The sequence below is a fragment of the Actinomadura geliboluensis genome, from assembly GCF_005889745.1.
In the GTDB taxonomy this organism is placed as follows: Bacteria; Actinomycetota; Actinomycetes; order Streptosporangiales; family Streptosporangiaceae; genus Spirillospora; species Spirillospora geliboluensis.
Genome location: NZ_VCKZ01000678.1, coordinates 1 through 2235, shown reverse-complemented (window position 1 = coordinate 2235; position 2235 = coordinate 1). Strand labels below are relative to the sequence as shown.

The window sequence follows — 2235 nt, the reverse complement described above, 5'->3', positions numbered from 1 at the left end:
CCTCGCAAGCTGAAACGCGCACGGCACAACTCATACCGAGTTAAACGTGAGACGGACGAGAACATCACCCACGACTCGCCGGCCACGATCCGATTGATCTGCCCAGCAGCTTAATTTAACGGCATTGTCCCATGGTGGACATGGACGGATTGGATGATTCGCCGGATCGGGAGCCGCTGTCATGGCGAGTACGGCGCTGGGCTGCACCGATGGCCATGGCCGCAGCGGTCGTGATGTCCATCGCCGCCGTGCAATTGCTGGCGGACGACCAAGACCCCTTCACGACGCCTCGCTCGGGCGACCAGCGCCCGCGCTTCATGCTCACGGTGCAGCGAATGGCGGATGCTCGGCAGGATGAAGGCCCCGCGCCATGGTTCGAGGTGCTCGCCTTCCAGCCGGACGGACGACCACGGCTGGTGGGCTCGGTCGAGCGCCCTCCGTCCGCCGGCGAAGCCCAGACAATCCTCGCGGGCCCCAAAAGGACTTTCATTGTCGCCGCCACACGGAAGAAGCCGTGCGAGTCGCGGTTCTATCGAGGCGAGTTGGGCGCGGACGGCAAGGTGAGGAGCATCAAGCCATTTCACCATGGCGCCGTCCCGGCCCTCGTTGCCGGATTGGCGCTGAGCCTGGACGGTGACCGCCTCGCCTACACGACGGCTCCGTGTACACGAGACGGCGAGCGCCCTCCGGAGCCGCGCGCCAACGTGACCGTCCTCGACATCGACTCGGGCCATCGCCGCACCTGGACGACGGCGACCCCGTCGGTTATCGGTCAGATCGTCTGGGCCCAGGACGGTCGGACGCTCGGCTACACCATCGGCGACGTCCACATCGGGTCTGTTCCCGGAGCCGAAGTTCAGCCTGGGCAGGCGCTGCAGCCGGATATGCCTGTCGAAAGCAAGATCCAGGGTGTCACCGTGCACGCGCTCGACACTGACGAGCCTGGGACAGACGTCCGTGCGGGTCGGGTCCTGTTCCGTCAGTCGGATGACTCCCTGATCACATCCGCGGTGATGAACCCGGACGGCCGCACCGGCTACGGCGTCATGAAGAAGAAAGAATCGTCGAGCACCGTCATCTTCTCTTTCTCCGAGGGGAGACCGATGCGTGTCACGAGTACCATCCCGCGAAAGCCGAATGTCGCATCAGCAGTTGTCCTCGGCTCTGACGAGCCTCTATACGCTTGTCTGAACGGCCTCGATTCGTTCGGGAGGGTGATCGAAGGCGGCTTCTCTGCAAACCTGTCCAGAAGTGGGGGTTGCGGAGCCGACTACATCTTCTGATGCCTGCTGCCGGATGGCTGGTTGCGAGTGCTCAAACGGCCCCTTCATTCCCTTGACGCCTATGTTTGATGCTTTGCCTGTGGGGAGTCTGGCCGCGCCATCCAGCTCGTCATGGTCACGGCTCATGGGAGGTCGAGGTCGCCCAAGGTGAGCGCGACATCGAGTGCTGGGCGATGCTGCTGGTACTGCCTCCGGGTTGGTTGGGTGACCTCGGCTTCTTCCTCGCTTGAACGGCCTTGTCGGTGTCGGACGGTCGTATGGCGGATGGCTTCAGTGTTTGGTAGGGCCGTCCGCTCCAATCCAGCGATCTTCACTGCTCCCGTGGTTTCCCGGAAGGTACGGAACTCGGGAGGCGCTAACGCAGGGTCTCCTCGCGCCAGTCCGTTTTGTGGGGATTGAGTGCGCGTCCGTGTCGGTGGCGGCTGGCCAAGCTTGGCTCGCATGATCTTCCACTGAGCCAGGCCAACCGTAGATCGTCTCGGGTTGCTAGCGAGTGTTCTGTTGTTGCTCAAGGTTGCGGCGGTCTTTTGCCGGATTAGTGTGGTTTCTGTGGGTGCCCGGTTGCGGTGGCCCCTGACAGGTCGGCGCGGACGCTTCGGTCGCTGTGGGCCGGAGTCACTTCGGCTGGGCTCGGCGGCAGGGGTTTGGTGATTCGGCTGTGGGTCTGTGCATGGTTGCTGTCCCCGGGGCCTACGGCCCCCGAGAACTTCGGCTAGGTGACCGGGTTTCCCTTTCTATGCCCGGAAGGGGTGAAATCTCCCGCAACGCGGCCAGCCTCCAAGACGGGCAAATTGTTTTCCAGAACGACTGTACGACAGCGTGACTGTTCGATAACATAGAGTTATGTGTTCGAGTGAGATCGATACCGCGTCGATGTCCACCAGCCAACTGGTGCACGCGGCCGCCTCGATCGCCACCGAACTCGCCACCCGCCCCGCCCCCGAATCAGCAG

Annotated in this window: 1 protein-coding gene; it reads left to right on the top strand. The window is 63.2% G+C overall.

Translation table 11 applies throughout. The features are described from left to right. Positions 1-140 precede the first annotated feature (140 nt). Positions 141-1283 (top strand): hypothetical protein, encoded by a 1143-nt coding sequence (locus ETD96_RS43405; protein WP_171069532.1) that lies wholly within the window; start codon positions 141-143, stop codon positions 1281-1283. Positions 1284-2235: the final 952 nt, after the last annotated feature.